15 protein-coding genes are annotated in these 16,800 nt (G+C 45.7%); 4 read left to right on the forward strand and 11 right to left on the reverse strand.

Annotation, left to right across the window (positions count from 1 at the left end):
* Positions 1 to 7: 7 nt before the first annotated feature.
* Together nadA and V8Q34_RS18605 are read right to left on the reverse strand one after the other, a co-directional pair.
* A complete protein-coding gene (nadA, locus tag V8Q34_RS18600) occupies positions 8 to 916 on the reverse strand; it encodes a quinolinate synthase NadA (protein WP_335836090.1) in 909 nt (302 codons plus the stop codon).
* A 136-nt stretch (positions 917 to 1,052) separates the two neighbouring features.
* Positions 1,053 to 1,631 carry a TetR/AcrR family transcriptional regulator gene (locus V8Q34_RS18605; RefSeq protein WP_033140819.1) on the reverse strand — a complete coding sequence of 193 codons (579 nt, stop codon included), beginning with the start codon at positions 1,629 to 1,631 and terminating at the stop codon, positions 1,053 to 1,055.
* Positions 1,632 to 1,826: 195 nt separating this feature from the next.
* Here V8Q34_RS18605 and V8Q34_RS18610 point away from each other — a divergent pair, with 195 nt between their 5' ends.
* A complete protein-coding gene (locus V8Q34_RS18610; protein ID WP_335836091.1) occupies positions 1,827 to 2,828 on the forward strand; it encodes an NAD-dependent epimerase/dehydratase family protein in 1,002 nt (333 codons plus the stop codon).
* 76 nt (positions 2,829 to 2,904) lie between these two features.
* Here V8Q34_RS18610 and purM read toward each other — a convergent pair whose 3' ends face one another.
* The 7 genes from purM to V8Q34_RS18645 form a co-directional block, all read right to left on the reverse strand.
* Positions 2,905 to 4,155, reverse strand: a complete 1,251-nt coding sequence (gene purM / locus V8Q34_RS18615; protein ID WP_335836092.1) for a phosphoribosylformylglycinamidine cyclo-ligase — start codon at positions 4,153 to 4,155, stop codon at positions 2,905 to 2,907.
* A gap of 80 nt (positions 4,156 to 4,235) precedes the next feature.
* Positions 4,236 to 5,564: an MATE family efflux transporter gene (locus V8Q34_RS18620; RefSeq protein WP_335836093.1), complete on the reverse strand. Its 1,329-nt coding sequence runs from the start codon at positions 5,562 to 5,564 to the stop codon at positions 4,236 to 4,238.
* Between the two features lie 111 nt (positions 5,565 to 5,675).
* Positions 5,676 to 6,377: a metallophosphoesterase family protein gene (locus tag V8Q34_RS18625; RefSeq protein WP_335836094.1), complete on the reverse strand. Its 702-nt coding sequence runs from the start codon at positions 6,375 to 6,377 to the stop codon at positions 5,676 to 5,678.
* Positions 6,378 to 6,489: 112 nt separating this feature from the next.
* Positions 6,490 to 6,774: a hypothetical protein gene (locus V8Q34_RS18630; protein ID WP_148393519.1), complete on the reverse strand. Its 285-nt coding sequence runs from the start codon at positions 6,772 to 6,774 to the stop codon at positions 6,490 to 6,492.
* 3 nt (positions 6,775 to 6,777) lie between these two features.
* The gene (locus tag V8Q34_RS18635; protein WP_335836095.1) at positions 6,778 to 7,548 is read right to left on the reverse strand and encodes an ABC transporter permease; all 771 of its coding nucleotides are present in this window, start codon (positions 7,546 to 7,548) and stop codon (positions 6,778 to 6,780) included.
* Positions 7,545 to 8,267 carry an ABC transporter permease gene (locus tag V8Q34_RS18640; protein WP_148393517.1) on the reverse strand — a complete coding sequence of 241 codons (723 nt, stop codon included), beginning with the start codon at positions 8,265 to 8,267 and terminating at the stop codon, positions 7,545 to 7,547. The genes V8Q34_RS18635 and V8Q34_RS18640 overlap by 4 nt, the downstream gene beginning before the upstream one ends.
* Positions 8,264 to 9,019, reverse strand: coding sequence for an ABC transporter ATP-binding protein (locus tag V8Q34_RS18645; protein WP_033140812.1), 756 nt, complete (start codon positions 9,017 to 9,019; stop codon positions 8,264 to 8,266). Before V8Q34_RS18645 ends, V8Q34_RS18640 begins: the two co-directional genes overlap by 4 nt.
* A 216-nt stretch (positions 9,020 to 9,235) precedes the next feature.
* Here V8Q34_RS18645 and V8Q34_RS18650 point away from each other — a divergent pair, with 216 nt between their 5' ends.
* Both V8Q34_RS18650 and V8Q34_RS18655 read left to right on the forward strand, forming a co-directional pair.
* Positions 9,236 to 9,943, forward strand: coding sequence for a response regulator transcription factor (locus V8Q34_RS18650; RefSeq protein ID WP_148393516.1), 708 nt, complete (start codon positions 9,236 to 9,238; stop codon positions 9,941 to 9,943).
* The gene (locus tag V8Q34_RS18655) at positions 9,940 to 11,334 is read left to right on the forward strand and encodes a sensor histidine kinase (RefSeq protein WP_227245041.1); all 1,395 of its coding nucleotides are present in this window, start codon (positions 9,940 to 9,942) and stop codon (positions 11,332 to 11,334) included. The genes V8Q34_RS18650 and V8Q34_RS18655 overlap by 4 nt, the downstream gene beginning before the upstream one ends.
* A gap of 2 nt (positions 11,335 to 11,336) precedes the next feature.
* Here V8Q34_RS18655 and V8Q34_RS18660 read toward each other — a convergent pair whose 3' ends face one another.
* Entirely contained in the window at positions 11,337 to 13,532 is a 2,196-nt protein-coding gene (locus tag V8Q34_RS18660; protein WP_335836096.1) for a hypothetical protein, read from the reverse strand.
* Between the two features lie 1,128 nt (positions 13,533 to 14,660).
* Positions 14,661 to 15,341, reverse strand: coding sequence for a YoaK family protein (locus V8Q34_RS18665; RefSeq protein WP_033140809.1), 681 nt, complete (start codon positions 15,339 to 15,341; stop codon positions 14,661 to 14,663).
* 228 nt (positions 15,342 to 15,569) lie between these two features.
* Between V8Q34_RS18665 and V8Q34_RS18670 the strand changes: the two genes are divergently transcribed.
* A complete protein-coding gene (locus V8Q34_RS18670) occupies positions 15,570 to 16,457 on the forward strand; it encodes a LysR family transcriptional regulator (protein WP_033140808.1) in 888 nt (295 codons plus the stop codon).
* Positions 16,458 to 16,800: the final 343 nt, after the last annotated feature.

A 16,800-nucleotide genomic window follows, 5' to 3' on the forward strand; every position in this document is an offset into this window, starting at 1 on the left:
GGTTACACTACTTTGCGGTCTCGAGCATCCGGTTCAGAGGCACATTGGCCTTACTGCGGAGGCTGTCATCCACACTTACCTCTCCTTTGTTGTATTTCAGACAGTCGCGCACTTTTTCCAGGGTTATCTTTTTCATGGATGTACAGGTCTGTCCGCCGGGCAGTGTATAGAATTTTTTGTCCGGATTCTTCTGCTGCAGTTCGTACAGCACACCGTTTTCTGTTCCGATAATAAATTCTTTTTTGTCACTTTTTGTGGCATGGTCAATGATGCCGGATGTGCTGCCCACATAATCGGCAAGCTCCAGCACTTCCTTTGTGCACTCCGGATGCACCAGAAACTCCGCACCGGGGTGGCAGCGTTTTATTTCTTCCACCTGCTCTTTCTTTACTTCTTTATGTACATAACAGTAACCGTCATTGAGAATCACATTTTTCTCCGGGACCTGTTTTGCCACGTAGCTGCCCAGGTTTTCATCCGGAATAAAAAAGATATTCTTATTTGGAAGTTTCCTTACTATCTCAACCGCGTTTGAGGAAGTCACACATACGTCTGCGTATGTCTTCAGTGCGGCACTGGAATTGATATAGCAGACAACTGCCAGGTCCTCATACTCTTCTCTCATTTTTTCAATTTTACCGGCAGCCGCCATATGGGCCATAGGACAATCCGCTGTGGTGTCCGGCATGAGTACGGTTTTTTCAGGGTTCAGGATTTTTGCGCTCTCCCCCATGAAAGTTACCCCCGCAAAGACCAGGGTACTGGCATCCAGCTTTGTGGCAATCTTGCTCAGATAAAAAGAATCTCCAATATAATCCGCACATGCCTGCACCTCACCCGGTACATAGTAGTGGGCAAGAATCACTGCATCCTTTTCTTTCTTCAGTTCCTCGATTTCCCGATAAATGGAATCCACGGTTTCTCCTCCTCGATTTTACGAATTTTTAACATTATACAACTTTCCTTTACATCTGACAAGACAGTTGTAAAATTGTACTGTAATACATACAAAAAAGAGACTGCACCATGTACAATCTCTCCTGTGTATTTCTCTACTTTTTCAAACACCCGACCCCATACATCATCATATCCTCAGCCATGGCAGCAATCTCTTCCGCCCCTGTCACCATGCCCTCCCTCAGCCACTCCTCCAAAAGGCCGATGCATCCCGCACTGGCAAACGCATAAAAATATTCGATCTCCTTCGGAGACGCCATGGCAAAGAATCGGGAGTAGGCTTCCACGCATTTTTCCCGTCCGAGGCTCAGAAGCCGTACAGCAAAGTTTTTATCCCCGTAATCACCCAGCGTCACGGTACAGAGATCCGCATTTTCCTTCAGACACCGGAATATCTCCGTAGTGATCTTCAGCGGGGTCAGTTCCCTGTTCTCCACTGACAGAAGCGGCTCCAACGCTCTTTCAATATCCCTGGTCATCTCCTCCTCTATCTGCTCCAGCAGGTCATAAATATCTTTATAATGCGCATAGAAAGTCCCTCTGTTTATACCTGCAAGACCGCACAGCTCTCTTATGGAGATGCTGTGTATGGGTTTTTCGCGAAGCAGTTCCATAAATGCTTTCCTGATAAGCTGCTTTGTCATTCTGGTTCTCTGGTCGCCCGATTTCCCCATAGAACGGCCTCCTTTCTCAAATGCCCGACACTTTTTGCCTGAACTGTTCAAAAACCATCCAAATGGCTCAAATCTGCCGATTGTTTTCCTGTTATATTCTCATTATAATTAATAATAGAAAGAGATTCAACTGCGTTTACATTCCGGTTTCAGAATGCGTATAAAATATTTGTGCCAAAAAGGAGATGTTTCCTTATGAGAACACTATATCTTGTTACAGGCGCAGACGGCCACCTGGGCAGCACTATTATCCGTCTGCTGAAAAAACAGAATCTTCCTGTGAGAGGACTGCTGCTCCCGGAAAAGGCAGAGCCGGATATCCGCGGTGTCCGGTATTTCCACGGAGACATACGGAACCCGGAAAGCTTAAGACCCTTCTTTGAAAATACCGGACACAGCAGCCTGGCCGTCATACACGCTGCCGGCATGATCTCTATCGCTGAGGATGTGACCCCGGAGTTATACGACGTCAATGTAAACGGAACGAAAAACATAATTGCCATGTGTCTGCAGTACAAGGTAAAAAGGCTTCTCTATGTAAGCTCCGTACATGCGATCCCGGAGCAGAATAAACTGAAAGTCCTGCATGAGACCACCAATTTCTCTCCTGACCTGGTAGTCGGCGCCTATGCCAAGACAAAGGCGGAGGCAACCAGAGCGGTACTGGAAGCTGTTCCTAAGGGACTTGACGCTGTGGTTGTCCATCCTTCAGGAATTTTAGGCCCCTTTGACACCTCGGGCAATCACCTGGTACAGATGGTAACAGACTACATAGAGGGACGTCTTCCGGCCTGTGTAAACGGCGGCTATGATTTTGTGGATGTCCGCGATGTGGCTTCCGGCTGTCTGGCTGCCTTAGAGCGCGGACGGAAAGGGGAATGCTATATTCTCTCCAACCGCCATTATGAGATAAAGGATGTTCTGAAAATGGTTAAAATGCAGAGCGGCGGCAGACACCTGCCGGTTCTTCCCATGTGGATGGCAAAGATGGCAGCACCTCTCATCGGGGGCATCTGCCGCATGAAAAAAAGCCGTCCTCTGTACACCCGCTATTCCCTGTATACCCTGCAGAGCAATGACCGGTTTGACCACACAAAAGCCACTGCCGAACTGGGGTTTAAGCCGCGAGATCTGTTCCAGACCATTGCAGATACGATTGCCTGGATGAAAAAGAAAAGCCACAGCATTCTGATTTAAAATGACATACTCTTACCATTTGAAAAGGCGGACGGCCTTCCTAACCCCTTCGGAAGATACCGTCCGCCTTGTATTGTCACTGCCAGTTTATCTTATTTTCCATTATGATCTTCTGCTTTTCAGCCCGGATACAGCCGATTTCGTAGCAGTCATAATATCTGCTCAGATGCGCCGCTATCCTGTCTGCTGCCTCCCGCTGCACCACCAGTATAAATCCCACACCACAGTTGAACGTGGAGAGCATTTCCCTGTCACTGATATTTCCGCACTGTCTGATAAAGCGGAAGACGGGCAGTGTCTTGATCCTGTCAAGCTCTATCACAGCACTTAAGCCGTCCGGGATTACCCGGCACAGGTTCCCTTCTATGCCGCCTCCTGTAATATGGGCCATGCCGTGAACAGCGCTGTTTCCCATTATGCCTTTCAGGGCTTTATAGTAAGGCGTGTGGGGCTTCATGATCTGTTCCGTAAATGTCATGCCCTCCACCTTTTCCAGTTTGATCTCCGGCATCCGGTCCATGAGCATACGGACAAGGGAATAGCCGTTGGTGTGCAGCCCGTTGGATGCAAGGGCCAGCACTGTGTCCCCCTCTTCAATAGCGGAGCCGTCAATGATCCTGTCCTTTTCCACAATGCCGGCAATGCTGGAAGTGAGCACATACACCCCCTTATCCACCACAGCAGGCTGTACGCTTGTCTCCCCTCCCACCAGGGAGCATTCATTCTCCCGGCAGGCATCCGATACGCCTTTGACCAGGGCACTGATGGTGTCCTTCTCCGCGTTTCCGCACACGATCGTATCCAGCACGGCAAGCGGCTTTGCCCCCATCACAGCAATGTCATTGACCAGATGATTTATCATATCATGGCAGATGGAGTCCGTATAGCCATACTCCATGGCAAGCTTCTGCTTTGACCCCGGCTCTTCTGACTTCAGAACCAGCACAGGGTTCTTAATCTCCGGGAACGAAATATCGTAGAGAGAAGCAAACGGCCCAAGTCCGTTCAGAACCCTTTTATCTCCTGTTTCCAGGTGCTTTGCCATTTCCTTTTTGATCGTGTCTGTGTAGGCAATGTCCACTCCTGCCTTACTGTAGGACAATTCCTCCCCGTCCTTCTCACAGCCCGAAAGCAGTTCATCCACCGTCACCTCCATGACCGCGGAAAGCTCCGGCAGCAGCTCCACATTGGGAAATGTACTGCCCTTTTCCCATTTGGATACGGCCTGAAAAGAAATATTCAGCCTGTCTGCAAGCTGCTGCTGCGTCATTCCCAGTTCTCTTCTTTTTCTGGAAATAAAACCTCCTATTTTCACACTGTCAAGCATGGCTTTTCCTCCTCGTCTTTATGCCTTAATCATACCCCTGTACCACGCTTTGGACAATAACGGAATATTTGAATTTTATCTCATTTTTCAACTGCCGGTAGAGTCCCTCTTTTATATCTTCTCCAAAGTCCTGCCGTCAGCAGCAGGGTCGAAACCTCAGCTGCCGGGAAGGCCAGCCAGATACCATCCATTTTCCAGATAAAAGACAGCACAAAGGCGAAAAACAGGATGGCAGCAACACCTCTTGCAAAAGCAATGGCAAAAGATTCCCTTCCACGCTCCACTGCTCCCATAAAAGCCGCTGCCACAATGTTGATCCCAGCCGGACAAAAGCCCAGAAAATACAGCCGCAGTCCCCAAAAGGCAATATCCGCAAGTTCCTGATTCCCCTCACTGTTAAAAATCCCAATCAGATTTTGGGTAAATGCAAACGCAGCCGCACTGAACAGAATCCCTACAGCCGCAGCCAGCAGAACTGCTCTTAAAAGCACCACAGCACTTTCCTTTTTCCTGCCCTCCCCGTAAAAACGGCTGATCAGAGGCTGACTTCCCTGGGAAATACCGGTAAATACAGACACAGCGACCAGGGCCAGATTCGCCACGATCCCGTAAGCCGCCACCCCTGTATTGCCTGCCAGACGCAGAATCAGCAGATTAAACACAATGAGCACCACCGCGGAAGACAGTTCATTGATAAACGCGGATATACCAAGACTGCAGATATCCAATACTCGCCGCCCAAGCGCTCTATGATCAAAGCTCCAGGCAAACCGGTTCTTCCCTCTGATAAAATGCAGAGACAAGAGTCCTATACTGATGACCGGAGCAAACCCGGTGGCAAGAGCCGCCCCGAAGATTCCCATATTCAATGGGAATAAGAATACATAATCAAGCAATATATTAGAAAAACTCCCGGTCAGCATAGCCGCCATGGAAAGACGGGGGCTGCCGTCGTTTCGGACAAATGCAATGAGTATGTTGTTCACAATGAAAAACGGAGCAAATCCCAGTATGGTCTTCAGATAACTCCCTGTCATCTCCTGTATGACACCCTCAGCTCCCAGGATTTTTGCCACAGCATCGGATGCGGTAAAACCAAGGAACAGAAGAACCAGCCCCACCGTAATCCCTGCCGCCGCTGAAGTGGTGAACACCTGATTTCCCTTCTGCACCTCTTTCTGTGCCCGACAGATAGCAAAACGTGTGGCACCACCGATTCCCAGCATCAGCCCCAGTCCGTTAATGATACTGTAGACAGAAATAGCCAGATTCAGCGCTGTCAGGCCGTCTGCCCCCAAACGCTTTGAGATAAAAAAAGTGTCCGCCAGAATATAACAGGACAACCCCAGCATTCCCAGAACATTTAAGGATATGTATTTGTAAAATTCTCTATTCATTTGTTTCTGCATAAGCCAGTCTCCTTGCGATTTTAAAAAAAATGCCCAAATACATTCCTTCCATGACCTACCGGAATGTATTCAGGCATTTTCCGTCTACCCGGTGGCAGACGGTTGCTCATGCTATTGTATATCAGCGGAAGGATTTTTGCAAGAGGGATTTTGTATCCGGTTGACTTCCATCTTATTCAGGATTCCCTCCGCCGTCACACCGGGATGTGTGGCAATGATACGGCAGACCTGTTCGGTAAATTCCGGGGAACAGCCGTATTTTTTTGCCATATCTTTTATATTCTCCCCTTTTTTCATTCCCCGGCTGATATTCTCCACTGCTTTTCGGGTATCGGTTCCCACCGGAACTTTTACGGGGGTATCCGTGTGGGGAATATCTATGCGTTTTACCTGTATCTCTCCGTTCCCGGTCTCCAGAACTGCCATGGTTATATCCTGGTTAAAGCGGCGTTTTCCGCAGCTCCCCGGATTGAGGAAGAGATGTCCGTCCCTTCGTTCCTCCAGATATTTGTGGGAATGACCGAATACGACCACATCCACACCGGTCAGATTTCGGGGGATCTCTTTTTTGTTATGCACCATATAGAAGGTAATACCGTCCAGCTCAAACCGAAGGGATACCGGTATCTGTTCCGCCCATTCTTTGTCATTATTTCCTCTGACAATGTAGAAAGGTTTATCTTTTGAAAGTTCATCCACGATTCTTTGGGTGTTAATATCTCCGCCGTGAAGAACCGCGTCACAGGTATTTACAATTTCCATCACCTCAGGACGCAGAAGCCCGTGGGTATCGGATAAGACTGCTATTCTCATTTAGCTGCTCTCCATCTAATTAGATTTTGTAACTGTCTGTCCGGTGGAACAGTTACAGGATTTCTTTTATCTTATCCGAAATCATTTTCTTTGTAAAGCACCCGCCATTCGTTTATGAAAATTTTGTTGCTCCCATCATAGCGAGCATAGCCACGCCTCCGGCTATGTAGACGCCGTGCACTACCAGGCATATTTTCATCAGATTGTTCTTAACCTTCCCTTTTGTGTAAGCGGTAATCGTGAAAATACCCCCGACAAGCATCACCGCAATATACACCAGGATAATGATCTCAGCCGCAGGTGACTCCAATGCCCACGGATTCCATCGTATCGGAAAAATTGTAAACGGGAAAAATATTAAAACAGTACTTATCGCAGTAAACAGTTTTTCTTTCATCATCTATCTCCTCTCTGCCTGTCCGAAACGGATACAGGCTGCAAACAGACACACCACCGTGCAACCCACTGCCACAGGTATGAACGGCATCAGTTCAAAAGCAAAGGTCCCCATATTGGATGCCAGCTCATGCATCCTGGATGCAACCATGAGAAACGGGTAGCACATGGGGTACGCAAACCATATTTTTGTGTTAATAAGAAGGACGGACGGCACAATAGATGCCATTCCCACACCCATGGAAAAAATGGGAGTCTGAATACTGACAGCAAGCATCCAGAAAAACGCGGCCATGGGAATGGAGGAAATGTAAATGATCCCCGCTTCTCTCAGTATATCTATAACCGGCAGCATGAAGTTATAATCCTGGATTCGGGATGCGATCGCCGCACTTGGAAAATATGCCAGGGTCATAAAAAACATCTGCACTGCTGCCAGCAAAATAAGGATAGAAAATTTCACCAGGCAGAGGCGGGCCGCAGATACAGGCAGAGCCAGCATCTTCAGTATTCCTTTATTCTTCCGTTCTGTCTGCACCAGCATCACGGTACTGATCACAATACTTGCAGGAAACATGAACCAGGCATATCCCATAAAGCTCTGTATGAAAAAGTTATTTTCCGGGGATATCCCTTCATTTCCTATGGTAAAGTTAATATCCGCATTGATCACAGCAGTCAGCCATATGAGAAATACGGGAATCACTAAAATCCAGAGGATGCCGGAGCGACGTGTCTTTTTCAGTTCTACTCCTGCTAATGATAAAAAACTCATGTGAAATGCCTCCTTATTTTAAAATAGATGATCTCCAGCAGTCCGAAACCTGCCGTTTCCCCGCAGGATATAATCAGGCATCTAACTGCCTGCGCCCCATTAAGATTCGGATATACCTTCATGGGCATCATAAATGGCAGATAAGAGAGTATCCCGCCTCCATTTTGGAGAATGGAAGTCATAAACAGACAGATCGTGCCGATTCCCAGCGATATCCACATATTTTTACAGATGGAAGAAACTGCAGTCATACAGAGGAGCAGCGGAAGGAACATGGCAAAAGAAAATCCCATGCTCTTCCAGATTTCTGTCGTAAAGATGCGGTCTGCAGAAAACCACTTCCATCCGCAGAACCAAAGAGCTGCACCTCCCAGTACAAGCGCCCCGGCTGTCAAAACCAACAGCACACTGCATTTTCCGAAAAACAGACTCTCCGGACGCTTTGGAAGGGTATCCATGCGCTGCATGGCATTGTCTGCAAATTCTGTATGGTACATAATACATGCGCCGATAATAAGGAGAAAAGACAGCAGCATAGACATGAGCTGCCAGTTGGCTCCCATTAAAATAACTGCCGGGGAATCCTGTTTGTTTACAAAGCTCTCCGGGCGGGCTCCGATATTTACCACCGGGGCTGCCGCTGCCAGAAGTCCGCCAGCCAGAAATGCGGGAAAGAATCCGGTCCGCTTCAGCTTATTCCACTCCAATGCAGATGTCATTTTCCTGCACCTCTCTTTCTGTTATCCTCCTCCACCATTGCCAGAAATGTATCTTCCAGATTGTCAGAGGGATATCCTTCAAAGTCAGCCATCTGCCGCAGTTCCTGCAGATTCCCTTCAAAGAGGAGACGGCCATGATTCAGGATTCCGATATCATCCGCCATGAGCTCTACCTCAGGAAGCAGGTGGGAGGACACAAGGACTGTGCAGTCGTATTTCTTCGGCAGGGAACGGATCAGAGTCCTGATCTCATGAATTCCCACCGGGTCAAGACCATTGGTCGGTTCGTCCAGGAATAAAATAGGCGGGCGTCCGATAAGCGCCGAGGCCAGCCCCAGCCTCTGTTTCATACCTAGGGAATACTTTCTGGCAAGGCGTTTCCGGTACTGGGTCAGCCCTACAAGCTCCAGAGCATCCGATACGCTGGATTTCGGAAGACCCAGGATTTTTCTTATAATCTCCAGATTCTCTTCCCCTGTCAGGTTGCCGTAAAAAGCGGGTGCTTCTATGAAAGACCCCACTTCCCTGAGAATCTTCATCCTGTCTCTGGGGAAGGTATTGCTGTTAATGGTAAAACGGCCTTTTGTAGGCTTTGTCAGTCCCAAAAACATTTTCATAGTAGTGGATTTACCAGCCCCATTCGGTCCCAGAAATCCGTAAACACTGCCCTTTCGTATATGCATGTTCAGGTCAGCGACAGCGGTAAAGTCAGCGTATTCTTTTGTCAGATGGTATGTTTCTATAATATTCATTTTCATGTCTCCCTTCCGGATTCTTTTTCTTTGTTTCTGTCTTTATTATAGAAAGCCAACCTTACATCTGCATTCTGATAACCTTACATTTACCTTACATTTCGGTATTATTCCCACGGGCAGGCGGATTTGCTGATATAATAAGGATACGGGGAGCTACTCAGCCGGATGAATAGATACAAATACGGAAAATATATTTGCAGGGAGGTACAGACAATGGCAAATGATCATTTGAAAAGAAAAAGAATACTTCTTGTAGACGATGAACCGGAGCTGCTTGATATGGTTGTCTCTATTTTACAGGAAGAGGGATATTTACAGATAAAAACCGCAAAAAATACGGCGGAGGCACTGGCTGCCTGCCGTGATTGGAATCCTGAGTTTGGCATTTTTGATGTTATGCTGCCGGATGGCGATGGTTTCTCCCTGTTTCAAAAGGTCCGGGAGTTTTCTGACTTTCCCATCCTTTTTTTAACCGCACGCGGGGAGGATGAGGACAAATTTACAGGACTTGGCCTGGGTGCTGATGATTATATGGTAAAACCGTTTCTGCCCAGAGAACTGATTCTGCGGATTCATGTTATATTAAAGAGATGCTATCGGAATGAATCAAATCTCGTGTATCTGAAAGCCTGTGCCCTGGATTTTGACCGGGCAGAAATTATACGGAACGGGGAACATATTGCCCTGACTGCCAAGGAATTTGAACTGCTGCAGGTTCTCAGCCGGAATGCCGGCAGGATCGTGACGATCGATATGCTCTGTGAGGCAGTTTGGGGTGACAATCCGTTTGGCTATGAAAACTCTCTTATGGCGCATATCCGGCGGATAAGGGAAAAAATTGAGGAAAACCCATCCAGACCGGAATCCCTTCTGACCGTCAAGGGACTGGGATATAAACTGCTCATGGAGGACGTACGATGAAAAGTATTCTGAAACTGATCAAACGGTTTATTGTAACCATGCTGTTTTCCCTTGTGCTGCTGCTTTTCCTTAATTTTTTTCTCCTGCTCCTTATCTCATATAAGCAGGCAGCAAACCACGGAGCATGGTCATCTGCAGATACTGTGGCCTCTGCCCTTACTGAGAACGGGGATGGAACATACCGGTTGTCCGCCCAGGGAGAGGATATCCTTTCCAGGACAAATGCCTGGGCTATCTTAGTGGATAATGAAACCGGATATATTCTCTGGAACAGCAGCAATCTTCCGGAGGGGATTCCCACACAGTATTCAGCAGCCAGCATTGCCATGGCGGTCAGAGGGTATATCAATGATTATCCCATCACTACCAGCGGGTACGGGGATGATTTGATCATGCTTGGTTTTCCGAAGAAATCTTACTGGAAATTAATATCCAATACCTTTGACTATGATTTCATCAGAAATTTTCCTAAAACGGTGCTGCTGTTTTTAAGCTGTAATCTCATCCTTATATTTTTCGTCTATATGGTCGTTACCTCCGGGGTTCTGCGTTCTGTAAAGCCGGTCATACAGGGTATTGAGGCACTTCCTGCTGAAAGAGACGTCTATGTCAAGGAAAAGGGACTGCTGTCAGACCTGGCGGTTTCCATCAATAAAGCTGCGGAAAAACTCCGGAATCAGGATTATCAGCTTCAGAAAAAGGAGACTGCCCGTGCAAACTGGATTGCCGGAGTATCCCATGATATCCGAACGCCGCTCTCTATGGTTCTGGGATATGCAAGCCAGATTGAGGAGAACAGGGATTTGCCGGAAAGGGAGCGAAAGAAAGCACGGATCATCCGGCAGCAAAGCCTGCGGATGAAGAATCTGGTCAATGATCTGAATCTGGCGTCAAAACTGGAGTATAATGTGCAGCCTCTTCATATGGATACTGTAAATTTAGTTTCCCTGGTCAGACAGACCGCTGTGGATTTCCTGAATCTGGACCTGGAGGGAAAATATCCAATCGAATGGGTCGCAGGGGAGGATATGCAGAACTGCTGTGCAAAAGCGGATAAGGGGCTTTTAAAACGGGCGGTTTCTAACCTGATCACAAACAGTCAGGTGCATAATCCGGATGGCTGTACATTGTTCATGTCTGTGGGGAGAACAGAAAAGATGTGCAGAATCGTGGTGGAGGACAATGGCACCGGAATCACCGATGAAGAGCTTGAGAAAATCCGGAAAGCCCCCCATTATATGGTCTGCGACAGAGAGACAGGAAACCAGAGGCACGGGCTTGGGCTGATGCTGGTCAGGCAGATTGCAGAAGTGCATGGCGGAGACATGGAGGTCTCACATGGAAAAGCCGGCGGATTCCGGGTTGTTATCCGGGTGCCGGGAACAGAGTGATACTATGATGAGATCTGACGATTGATATCCTGCAGGATTTTATCTATGTTATTGCCATGGACGTATAGAATTTTTTGTTCCTTTTTCCTCTGGCCTATTATTTTATAATACAGTCCGTGTTTCAGCACATCTGTGTTGAAGATAATATATCTCTTGCAGTGTAATACAGAATTGTCAAAATGCAGGTTGTCTGATGAAAGGAACTGGCTGCGCGGCAGGTATTGTTTCATCTTTCTCTGCCAGTTTATATGCCCGCCGATTATGAGCATTTTTTCGCCTTTCATCAGCGCTGCATAGTCTTCTGTGCGGTGGGATTCTTCGTGGTTTTGATATGCTTTTGCCTGTGAATCCACTGTTTGTAAATGTACTTTCTGTGCACATTCAGTCCGGGCACGTTCTTGCAGTACGCATTCTGCTTGTGCGTGTTCTGTCTGAGCACTTTCTGCTTGTGCACGTCCTGCCCGGGCGCATCCTATCTGGGCGCATTCTGTCCGGGCGCATTCTGTCCGGGCGCATTCTGTCCGGACGCGTTCTGTCCGAGCGCTTTCTGTCGAAGGATTTTCTGTCTGAATGTATTCTGTCTGAGCGCTTTTTGTCCGAGCGTTTTCTGTCTGAGCGCTTTTTGTCCGAGCGTTTTCTGTCTGAGCGCTTTTTGTCCGAGCGTTTTCTGTCTGAGCGCATCCTGTCTGGGATTCTGTCCGAGCGTTTTCTGTCTGAACACATCCTATCCATTCACATCCTGTTTTTGCAGATTCTGTTTGTATGACACCTGCGCCTTTACCTCCTGTCTGTGTAAACGGGAAAACATAATTCCGCAGGCTGATCAATTCCTCCCGCTCCAGCGCATTTTTTTCCTCCGTATTTTGAATCTTCACCTTCAGCTTTTCTTTCTCTTTTTCACATTGCTCCAGGCAATTTTCCAATTCCCTTTTCTTTTGTTCCAGATACGCTGTCCTGCTCTGCAGGTTCTCTATTTTATTGAGGAATTCCTTCCTATCCTTCTCAGCTCTTCGCTGACGGTAGCGGTATTCCTCCGGATCATTCTTTTCACATAACTGCTGCAGACTATGGATATATTTACACAAGCTTGCTATGAGTAATGTCTGTTTATACTCCTGCCATTTCATTCCCTCTGACAGGGAACAGATAAAGTCTATATCTTTCTGCTCCAGCTCAATTCCTGCAAGCATACGCAGGTTCAAATGAAAATATTCAAATACTGTCCCGGGATCAGGCACAGTTCTCTCTGTTTCTGTCCCATCCAGATAATAGCAGGTATAATAGGATTCCATCCGCGGATGACCCTTCTGCAGATTTCTGTGCAGTCTTCTGCCTCCGTTTTCTGTAATTTCCGGCTCCGGCAATGTTTCCAGATCCTCTTCATATGATTCAAGAATCTGAAGCCCCAAATAAAAATCATAATCCTCATGTACCGGAATTTCCAATTCTTCAGCTATTACCAAAAGAACCATCATCTCCGACGCGGCATGTACCATATCATTGCTGTCCTGAACTATCTTTTGGAACATGGAGCCATCTATGTATTCTGCTTTTTTTAACTGGTTCTTAAGATTACGGTAACCCTTTTCCAGAATTTCTGTAAGGTCTTTGTATCGCCTGTGCTCATCTGCATCACTGTCTTCTGCAGCTTCTTCTTCCAGGCGTATCCGTTCAATCAAACCCACTGCCATGCTTGCCGGAAGCCTGTCAGCCACGAGAAACCAGGATAAAAAGTCCGAATCTTTGTAGCTGGAATTTTTATATGCATCGTAACATGTTTCGCCTTCCTTTTCTGCATATTCCATTATGGCTTCTCTGCACGTCTCATTTCTGACGATTGCATATGCCAGAAAAAGAATACTTTCCACCTGTACCTCCTCGTGATCCATATTCAGCGCAGGGCCTACTGCTGCTGCAAGTAACTGGGGAAGTTCTTCCTGTCCGCGTTTTAACAATTTTCTCCTGATAATGGCATCAAATACATGCTCCTTCTGTTCCTGGTTCCACAGTATGCTCTTTTTCACAACACTGCCCATTTGCGATGACTCGAAAAATCCTTCTCTGCCATCTGCATTCATCATAGCCTGAATCAGCATATTCCGGGATTCTTTTGAGGATTCCATACACCAGTCAATAAATGCCGCCTTAGAATGCACACAGCATCTTAAACCTTCACACACAATGTTTTTTTGTACCATAAAAAACCTCCTTCAGATATAGAATAAAATGATTTGGTAAATTTGGCGAAACGCCTGATTTTGTTGAAAAGATAAAATTAGATATTTTAGATTGGCAAAATCTTTGCCTGTTATTGTGGAAATACAATACCATATTTTGTCTCGAAATGCAAGGACAAGATTTATTTTTTCCGGGCATGACTTATCCACCAAGTCATGCCCTTATCTGCCATGGCAAATGGAAATCCCGGCTATTGTGGATAACTTGCCACCTTAATGAGACCTTCCGGCCCATTTTCTCATAGTTTTCCACAGTCAAATTGAAAGGTCCCCCCGTTGGAACATTCGCTTTTCGGCCCCTTTTGCTGCAAAAAGAGTAGACCCTGCTCAACAGGCTGGTAAAATATAAGAAGAACCTCCTCCTTTTCCTGCATGATTTTTCCGTGCCATTTGAGATAACATGAGCGAAAGAGATTTGAGGAAGTGCAAAAATCCAGAAAGCCCTGACACTTCCAGTGAGTCTGACTTAGTCTATGAAAGATTACCTGCTATTCCGTTCCAATATCTTAGAATTATAGGCATTTCTGGCGATTCTGATCAGATTCTCATCGTGCTTTACCTACTATTCAACTCTAATATTTTAGAATTATAGGTATTTCTTAAGTTTCCGACCAATTTTTCTTCCTGCTTTACCTACTATTCATTTCTAACATTTTAGAATTATAGGTATTTCTTAAGTTTCTGGCCAATTTTTCTTCCTGCTTTACCTACTATTCATTTCTAACATTTTAGAATTATAGGTATTTCTTAAGTTTCTGGCCAATTTTTCTTCCTGCTTTACCTACTATTCATTTTTAACATTTTAGAATTATAGGTATTTCTTAAGTTTCTGACCAATTTTCCTTCCTGCTTTACCTATATTTCAATCTAAGATTTTAAAATTATAGGTATTTCTTAAGTTTCTGGCCAAATTTTCTTTCTGCTTTACCTACTATTTCAATTCAACATCTTAAAATTATAGGTATCCCTTAATGTTCCGTAATAGTTCAGACAAGCTGAACCGTTACGCAGCCAGCGCAATATAAAGAAAAATGTTCTTATCCGTGCATCGCGAAATATATTGCCGGGCACAGGGCACACAGCCAATCATCAGCATAAAACCGGCTGCTCTTTGATAAACATGAGGATAAAACCAGCCAGCAGCAGCAAGGAAGACCCCCAGATAGCCTGACTGCCCAAATGTGCAGTAACCAGTGCCCCGGTAGTTGCGCCTATAGCGAAAACCAGGATGATAAAATAATAGTGGGCACTCTTCCGCCTAAGCGTTTTATCTTTGGTTATATGATATCTGCAGAGCATTTCCGTGGCACTTCGGATGTTGCCGATACACATGGTAGTAGCACATGGAAGACCATGAAATTTTCGGAAGCTGTTGACCTGCATGGCACAGGCAAAGGACATCAGGGCATTGGCACTTATATTCAGGGATTGAGGGAGAAAACCGGTGATGATCAGTAAAAAAGATTCTATCAGAAGAATAATCTGCCTCCAGTGGATTTTGTCATTTTCCCTGAAAAGGCAATGTACCCGCTCCGTAATATAAACGCCCAGGAAAAAAGCGGCGAGGGGAATGAGATAATGAAGCGCTGTCTTCCATTGGCCCTGGGCCAGATTTTGACCGAGCAGAACAATATTACCGGTTTGTGCATTGGCAAAGACTTTGCCGCGGCAGTTATAGGAATAGGCGTCCTGAAAACCGCCGGCCAGAGTTAGAAATATGGCAAGAGGCATGGACTCTGACATTTGCTTTTTTTTAATTTCTGGTTTCATGATTCCTCCTGTTGACCGCTGTCGGTTTGGGTTGTTTTTTATTCTTTTATATATTATACTTTTGTGAAGCAAGATGTAAAATATATATTTCGTATCGCTTTTATATCATAATAATATATCAGACAGCGGTTATTGTTTATTACAGCAAAAAAAGAAGGAAATTGATAGCGAAGAGCAAACGATTGCCACAGGGATTGCAGCGCCCAAAGGAAAGGCAGAGTAATTTTAATGAATATAACATATGATTATTATAAAATTTTTTATTTCGTAGCGAAATATCACAGCTTTACAAAGGCGGCCTCTGTTCTGATGAACAGTCAGCCCAATATTACCAGATCCATGAATAATCTGGAGCACGAGCTGGGATGCAGACTTTTGGTGCGCTCCAACAGGGGCGTAAAACTAACACCGGAGGGGGAAATGCTCTTCCGGCATGTATCCCTGGCTGTGGAACAGATTCAGGCCGGAGAGGAAGAACTGCGGTCAGCGCAGTCCCTGCAAAACGGGCAGGTTTCCATCGGAGCCAGCGAAACGGCACTGCATGGGCTGCTTCTTCATAAACTCGGGGAATTTCACAGGAAATACCCGGGAGTAAGGATACGGATTTCTAATCAGACCACGCCTCAGGCCATACAGGCTTTGAAAAACGGTACCGTAGATTTTGCCGTTATCACAAATCCATCGGGCATCACCAGGCCATTAAAAGAAATTCCGCTGAAATATTTCAGGGAAATCCTTGTAGGCGGGCCGCAGTTTTCCGGGTTTTCCGAAAAAACATGGCATCTCGGGGAACTGAAACAGTTCTCCTTTGTGTGTATGGATAAAAGATCAAGAAGTTATGAATTGTATGGGGACTTTTTCCTGGAACACGGCTTAACCTTGGAACCGGATTTGGAGGCTGCCACCATGGACCAGGTTCTGATGATGGTGAAAAACGGGCTTGGAATCGGATTTCTTCCCGAAGAATTTGCCGGGGATGCTTTGGAGAAAAATGAAATTTTCAGAATTCCACTGCATATAGAACCGCCGAAGCGCTCCATATGCCTGATTCAGGATACGGAGCGCCCGCTCAGTGTTGTCGCTGAAAAATTAATGGAGCTCTTACTATTATATTAAATAGGTTTCTTTTCTTTATAATTAGTCATTTCCATTATTTTTGTCAAACCATTTGCAAATATAATAGCTAATTACACTTGCTACAATTGAAATTAAGAAATTAAAGATTTTCATATTTACACCCCCTTCCCACAAAAAGTGATCGGCTTATGATGGTAAATACTTAATATCTAGTGTTCTCTAATTATACAGATATTTTATCACATATTTCGTGCGAAGGAAACAGATTGTTACAATTAATTATTGTTGAAATTTTATATTAGCTATGATACAATACTTGTGTCGGTATTTTTTTACAATACCGGGGATTGAAATAACAAAAATTATTTGTAAAGTAAATTGA

Source organism: Blautia sp. JLR.GB0024, assembly GCF_037000545.1.
GTDB lineage: Bacteria > Bacillota > Clostridia > Lachnospirales > Lachnospiraceae > Blautia > Blautia celeris.

Coding starts and splice junctions, on each gene's coding strand:
- V8Q34_RS18665 (WP_033140809.1), bottom strand. CDS start 15,341: ATGAAACCAGAAATTAAAAAAAAGCAAATGTCAGAGTCCATGCCTCTT.
- V8Q34_RS18620 (WP_335836093.1), bottom strand. CDS start 5,564: ATGCAGAAACAAATGAATAGAGAATTTTACAAATACATATCCTTAAAT.
- V8Q34_RS18630 (WP_148393519.1), bottom strand. CDS start 6,774: ATGAAAGAAAAACTGTTTACTGCGATAAGTACTGTTTTAATATTTTTC.
- V8Q34_RS18660 (WP_335836096.1), bottom strand. CDS start 13,532: ATGGTACAAAAAAACATTGTGTGTGAAGGTTTAAGATGCTGTGTGCAT.
- V8Q34_RS18635 (WP_335836095.1), bottom strand. CDS start 7,548: ATGAGTTTTTTATCATTAGCAGGAGTAGAACTGAAAAAGACACGTCGC.
- purM (WP_335836092.1), bottom strand. CDS start 4,155: ATGCTTGACAGTGTGAAAATAGGAGGTTTTATTTCCAGAAAAAGAAGA.
- V8Q34_RS18640 (WP_148393517.1), bottom strand. CDS start 8,267: ATGACATCTGCATTGGAGTGGAATAAGCTGAAGCGGACCGGATTCTTT.
- V8Q34_RS18670 (WP_033140808.1), top strand. CDS start 15,570: ATGAATATAACATATGATTATTATAAAATTTTTTATTTCGTAGCGAAA.
- V8Q34_RS18625 (WP_335836094.1), bottom strand. CDS start 6,377: ATGAGAATAGCAGTCTTATCCGATACCCACGGGCTTCTGCGTCCTGAG.
- V8Q34_RS18605 (WP_033140819.1), bottom strand. CDS start 1,631: ATGGGGAAATCGGGCGACCAGAGAACCAGAATGACAAAGCAGCTTATC.
- V8Q34_RS18655 (WP_227245041.1), top strand. CDS start 9,940: ATGAAAAGTATTCTGAAACTGATCAAACGGTTTATTGTAACCATGCTG.
- V8Q34_RS18645 (WP_033140812.1), bottom strand. CDS start 9,019: ATGAATATTATAGAAACATACCATCTGACAAAAGAATACGCTGACTTT.
- V8Q34_RS18650 (WP_148393516.1), top strand. CDS start 9,236: ATGGCAAATGATCATTTGAAAAGAAAAAGAATACTTCTTGTAGACGAT.
- V8Q34_RS18610 (WP_335836091.1), top strand. CDS start 1,827: ATGAGAACACTATATCTTGTTACAGGCGCAGACGGCCACCTGGGCAGC.